Source organism: Blastococcus sp. CT_GayMR20, assembly GCF_004570345.1.
This window is the reverse complement of record NZ_SPQM01000232.1, coordinates 1-5,200: the sequence shown is the minus strand read 5'-3', so window position 1 is coordinate 5,200 and position 5,200 is coordinate 1. Positions and strand designations below refer to the sequence as shown.

Annotated in this window: 6 protein-coding genes; 3 read left to right on the top strand and 3 right to left on the bottom strand. The window is 72.3% G+C overall.

All coding sequences use genetic code 11. The features are described 5' to 3' along the window. Together E4P40_RS26195 and E4P40_RS26190 are read left to right on the top strand one after the other, a co-directional pair. Positions 1–638, top strand: a 638-nt coding sequence (locus E4P40_RS26195) for a helix-turn-helix domain-containing protein (RefSeq protein WP_135161245.1), incomplete at its 5' end; no start/stop codon positions are given. A gap of 36 nt (positions 639–674) precedes the next feature. Then, entirely contained in the window at positions 675–1,256 is a 582-nt protein-coding gene (locus tag E4P40_RS26190; protein WP_135161244.1) for a biliverdin-producing heme oxygenase, read from the top strand. A 2-nt stretch (positions 1,257–1,258) separates the two neighbouring features. Here the strand turns inward: E4P40_RS26190 and E4P40_RS26185 are convergent, their stop codons facing one another. The 3 genes from E4P40_RS26185 to E4P40_RS26175 form a co-directional block, all read right to left on the bottom strand. After that, positions 1,259–1,531: a hypothetical protein gene (locus E4P40_RS26185; protein WP_135161243.1), complete on the bottom strand. Its 273-nt coding sequence runs from the start codon at positions 1,529–1,531 to the stop codon at positions 1,259–1,261. 26 nt (positions 1,532–1,557) lie between these two features. After that, on the bottom strand, positions 1,558–2,337 hold the full coding sequence (locus tag E4P40_RS26180) for an SDR family oxidoreductase (RefSeq protein WP_135161242.1): 780 nt from the start codon (positions 2,335–2,337) through the stop codon (positions 1,558–1,560). A gap of 80 nt (positions 2,338–2,417) precedes the next feature. Then, positions 2,418–3,248, bottom strand: coding sequence for a polysaccharide deacetylase family protein (locus E4P40_RS26175; RefSeq protein ID WP_135161241.1), 831 nt, complete (start codon positions 3,246–3,248; stop codon positions 2,418–2,420). A gap of 269 nt (positions 3,249–3,517) precedes the next feature. Between E4P40_RS26175 and E4P40_RS26170 the strand changes: the two genes are divergently transcribed. Beyond that, positions 3,518–5,200 (top strand): S8 family serine peptidase (locus E4P40_RS26170; RefSeq protein ID WP_135161240.1); only part of this gene is annotated, 1,683 nt, incomplete at its 3' end.

The following is a 5,200-nucleotide window of genomic DNA, read 5'->3' as shown; positions in this document are numbered from 1 at the left end:
GATCTGCGCGGCTGCTCGGCTCCGCGCTGGGGGAGCAGACGGGCCAGGTCCTGGTCGCGCTCACGCCCGGAGCCACGGGCCTGCCGGCGGGCTGGCGACTGCCGGCGGCCGGTGCCGTGGCCACGGTGGTCGACGGCGGCCCGGTGGCCGTGCTCCTGCCGCTGCCGACCGTCTCCGACCTGCGGCCCGCCGGCGCGCTCACCGCGGCGTCGCTGGCCCGACTGCCTGCGGGCAGCACCGCCGGCGTCTCCCGGGTCCGCCGCGGGACCGCCGAACTGCCCGAGCAGTGGTACGAGGCCTGCGCCGCCGCGCGGGTCGCGGCGGCGGTGCCCCGCCTCTCGCCGGTGGCGCACTGGGCGGAGCTGGGCGCCTGGCGCCTGGTCGCCGCGCTCCCGGGCCCCGACCCGTGCGTCGTCCCCCTGCTGACCGATCCGGTCCTCACCGAGACCGCCGAGGTGTTCCTCGACGGCGGCGGGAGCGCGTCGAAGGCCGCCGGGGCGCTCCGTGTGCACCGGCAGACGCTGTACTACCGGCTCACCCGGATCGCCGCCCTCACCGGTCTCGACCTCGCCGACGGCGACGACCGCCTGCTCCTGCACGCCTCGCTGCGCGCCGCCCGGCTGGCCCCGCCGCCCTGAACCGGCCGCCGGCGCGGCTCGCCTAGGCTCGGCCCGATGGCCGACGTCCTGCGCCTGCTGCGCACCGGAACAGCGGACGGGCACCAGGACGTCGAGCGGACGCTGGACCTGCTGGACCCGGCGCTGAGCCGGCGGCGGCTGACCGCGGTGCTCGCCCGCATGCACGGGTTCTGGGGAGCGGCGGAGGCCGGGCTCGAGGAGTGGGCTCGGTGGTCTCCTGCCGATGCCGCCGCCGTGGACTGGCCGCGCCGTCGCCGCGCCGGCCTGTTCGCCACCGACCTGCAGGTGCTGGGCGGGGAGGCGGCCGAGGGGGCGCCCGACCTCGCACCCGTGAACGGCACCGACGAGGCGCTCGGCCGGCTGTACGTCTTGGAGGGCTCCACCCTGGGCGGTGTGTTCATCGACCGGCACCTGGCCGGCCTCCCGGAGTTCGCCGGCGTGCGACTGCGCTGCTTCTCCCCCTACGGCAGCGAGACCGGGGCGATGTGGCACGCCTTCCGCCGTGCCGCCCGCGACCGCGTGGCCGCCGGCGGCGATGCCGACGCGATGGTCGCCTCGGCACGCGACACCTTCGGCGCACTGGCGCACTGGTGCCGCCCCGCGGCCGTGGCCGCCTGAGCTCAGTCGGTCTCCGGCGCCTGGAAGCTCGGCGTCAGACCGTCGTCCGGCGCGCCGCCGCGGTCGGGGAGCGGTCCCTCGTCCTCGGCCGCGCGGACGACCGCGATGGTCTCCTCGGGCGTGCCCGGGCCGGTGCCGGCATCGCGCTCGAGTGCGGCGAGCAGGCGCTCCTCGTCGGGCGCCAGGTCGCCCGGACCCAGGTGCCCGCCGGGTTCGCCGGCGTCGGAACCGGAGGCCATGGCCGTGTCGGGGGTGGGGTCGACTGGGTCGGTCACGCCGATGCTCCCTCTCTTCATGTCGGTCAGCGGGGGAAGTTCGGCTCGAGCCGCGGAACGATCTGCATCTCCGGCACGAAGCACGACGGGTGCAGCAGGATCAGCGAGCGGATGGTCTCGGCGACCGCGGACGGCGGCATCATCAGGTGGGCGGGGATCCCCCACTGCTCCATCATCGGGGTGTCCATCGCCGCGGGGATGACGCTGTGCAGCCGCGCGGGGAACGGCCGCTCCGAGCCGTCGGGCATCCGGACCGCCTTCTCCCGCAGCTCCCGCTGGATGCACCGTGTCGCGTTCAGGAAGCCGGCCTTCGAACCGTTGTAGGCGATCGCGCCGCTGCCGGACGTGATCGCCGACAGCGAGACCACGTGGACGACGTCGGCGGTCCGGCCCTCGGGGAGGTGCTGGACCCGCTTCATGAACTGGCTCGTGAGGAACACCGGCCCCTCGCAGTTGACGGCGTGCACCCGGCGGTGGTCGGCGAGGTCGATGTCGGTGATGTAGCCCGGGCGGTCGATGCCGGCGACGTTCACCAGGATGTCGAAGGCATCGCCGTGCCGGTCGAACAGGTCTCCCACGGCCCTACGGCGGCTCTCGTCGTCGGTCACGTCCAGGGCGAGGACGTCCGCCGAACCACCCGTGTCCAGGACCTGCGCCCGGGTCTGCTCGCTCCCGGCGGCGTTGATGTCGGCGATCGCGACGTGCGCCCCTGCCTCGGCCAGGGCGAGTGCGGTGGCGCGTCCCAGCCCGCTGGCGGCGCCCGTCACGAGGGCCACCCGCCCCTTCAGCGCAGCCGCAGGATCCATGCCCGATGTCCTCCTGTCCGCGAGTGTTCCCTCGCGGACACCCTTCCGGAAGACGGCGGCTGTCGCAGGTCGGCGACGGCCTAGCTGCTGGTGGCCTGACCCTTCGCCGACGCGCCCCGCACGAGTTGCGCCGGGGTGGCCCAGACATCGGCGAGGGTGACGGTGCGCAACTGCCGTTCGGCGATCAGGTCGACCATCTCCCCGTAGATCGTGGTCACCGGGGGCTGGTTCGCGTGCCCCACGATGATCGCCTGGGGGGCGAACCACTCCCGGGCCGCCGCCATCAGGTCCTCGCCGGTCACCACCCGGGCGTCGTCCAGCGTGCCGTTCCACATCACGACGGTCGGGTGGCCCTCGTCGGCAGCGATCCGGTCGGTGCGCTCGTCGCGCGACCCGAACGGCGGCCGGAAGAACGGGGAGTCCTTCACACCGAAGGTGTTCCAGATGAACTCGCGGTTGCGGGCGATCTCCTCGGCCACCTCCGCGTCGTCGAGCGTGGTGAGGTCCGGATGGGACCAGGTGTGGTTGCCCAGGGCGATCTGCCCCGAGTCGACCAGCGGCTGCAGGGCCTTGGCGTTGTCCTCCCACGACCGGTACATGCCGTTCGGGAAGAAGGTGAGCCGCACCCCGGTGTCGGCCGCGAAGGCGATGAAGGCGCCGACGACCGCGGAGTTCGTGCCGTCGTCGATGGTCAGCGCGAGCGAGCTGCCGTCCCCGGGGAGGGCGTCCACGACGCCGGTCGGAGGCAGCACGGGGGCGCCGGTCAGCGCCCCGGTCGACGTCACCGCGGCAGCCGGGGCAGGCGCCCGGCTGGGGGTGGGTCGGGCATTCACCAGTTCGGTCGTCCCCTGGCCCACGGCCGCGCCCGTGAGGCCGGCAGCGAGGACGAGAAGGAAGCCTCGGCGGTCCATGGCGCGGAACGTAACGACCGCCCCACCAGCCACTCCGGACCCACGAGGCGACGCGCCGAGGCCGTTCGCACCGTATCGGACCGACCGCGCCCTGTGACGAGAGCGATTACGCACAGCAATAACGGTGTAACAACCGTCTGTGATCGCTCCGTCACTCTCATGGGGGGAACTGGTCGAGAACCCTGTATTCGAAGCATCAAGCACCTAACACTCGGTACCGAAGCCACTACGTACAAGGAAGTCCCGAGTTCCACAAGGAGGTGCACTGCATGATCAGCAACCAGCGGGGAACCGCTCAGGAGGCGCCGGCCTACGGCGTCACGTGGGGCGGCGTTCCCATGTTCGCGCGCCGCGCGATGACCGTCGGCGTGGCCACTCTCGTGGCCGCCGGCGTCGCCGGCCCGGCCAGTGCGGCCACGACCGCTTCGGCGGCCGAGGACGTGTCGGTCATCGTTCGTGAGGTCGCCGGTGCCGGCGACGCGGCCGAGCAGGCTGTCGCCCGTTTCGGCGGCACCGTCGGCAAGCAGCTGGGCATCCTCGGCGGCTTCACCGCCCAGGTGCCCGCTGACCGGGTCGGACTGCTCCGCGCGGTCCCAGGCGTCGAGTCCGTCACCTCGGACGCGGGGCTGACCCTGTCGAGCACCGAGATCAGCGACAACGCGGCCGCCAACGGGTCGCTCTACACGATCGCCAACAAGGTGACCGGCGCCTCCACGATGTGGGACGCGGGCTACACCGGCAAGGGCGTCGACGTCGCCGTCATCGACTCGGGCATCGTCCCGGTCGAGGGGTTCAACACCCCCGGCAAGGTCGTCTACGGCCCCGACCTCACCCTCGAGGCCGCCGGACCGGCGAAGAACAAGGACACGTACGGCCACGGCACGCACATGTCCAGCATCATCGCCGGCCGCGACGGTGGCACGACGGGCACCGGCAGCGGTGACTCCTCGAACTTCGTCGGCATGGCGCCGGACGCCCGCATCGTCAGCATCAAGGTGGCGGACGCCAAGGGCCAGACCGACGTCTCGCAGGCCATCGCGGCCATCGACTGGGTCGTCCAGAACCGCAACAAGGGCGGCATGAACATCCGTGTTCTCAACATGTCGTTCGGCACCGACGGTGTGCAGGACTACGTGCTCGACCCGCTGGCCTACGCGGCCGAGCAGGCCTGGCACAAGGGCATCGTGGTCGTCGTCGCCGTCGGCAACGAGGGCTTCGGTACGGCCAAGGTGAACAACCCGGCCTACAACCCGTTCGTCATCGCCGTCGGCAGCAACAACGCCAACGGCACGGCCGACACGGCCGACGACGTCGTCTCCACGTTCTCGAACGACGGTGACGGCACCCGCAACCCCGACCTGGTCGCCCCCGGCGAGAAGGTCCTGGGTCTGCGCAGCGCGGGGTCCTACCTGGACACCACGTACCCGGCTGCCCGCATCGGTGACCGGCTCTTCCGCGGCAGCGGCACCTCGCAGGCTGCCGCTGTCGTGTCCGGTGCCGCGGCGCTGCTGATCCAGCAGCGTCCGGGGATCAAGCCGGACCAGGTGAAGGCGCTGCTCACGGAGACGGCCAACGTGATCCCGGCCGCGACCGCTGCCCAGCAGGGTGCCGGCGTGATCGACCTGGCCGAGGCCAAGGACTACCAGACGCCGCAGAAGGTGCAGTCCTTCAAGGTGGCGACCGGTCTGGGTTCCCTCGAGGCCGCGCGTGGATCCGTCCACGTGTCGGTCAACGGGAAGCTGGTCAAGGGTGAGATCGACGTCCGCGGTAAGTCGATCGACATCCGCAAGCTGGCGGAAGGTATCCGGGGCGGCCTCAACTGGAACGGCATGAGCTGGAGCGGCATGTCGTGGTCGGGCATGTCCTGGTCCGGCATGAGCTGGAGCGGCATGTCGTGGTCGGGCATGTCCTGGTCCGGCATGAGCTGGAGCGGCATGTCGTGGTCGGGCATG

Excerpts from the sequence above, each read along its gene's own strand:
- E4P40_RS26190 (WP_135161244.1), top strand. The coding sequence starts at position 675 with ATGGCCGACGTCCTGCGCCTGCTGCGCACCGGAACAGCGGACGGGCAC.
- E4P40_RS26180 (WP_135161242.1), bottom strand. The coding sequence starts at position 2,337 with ATGGATCCTGCGGCTGCGCTGAAGGGGCGGGTGGCCCTCGTGACGGGC.
- E4P40_RS26175 (WP_135161241.1), bottom strand. The coding sequence starts at position 3,248 with ATGGACCGCCGAGGCTTCCTTCTCGTCCTCGCTGCCGGCCTCACGGGC.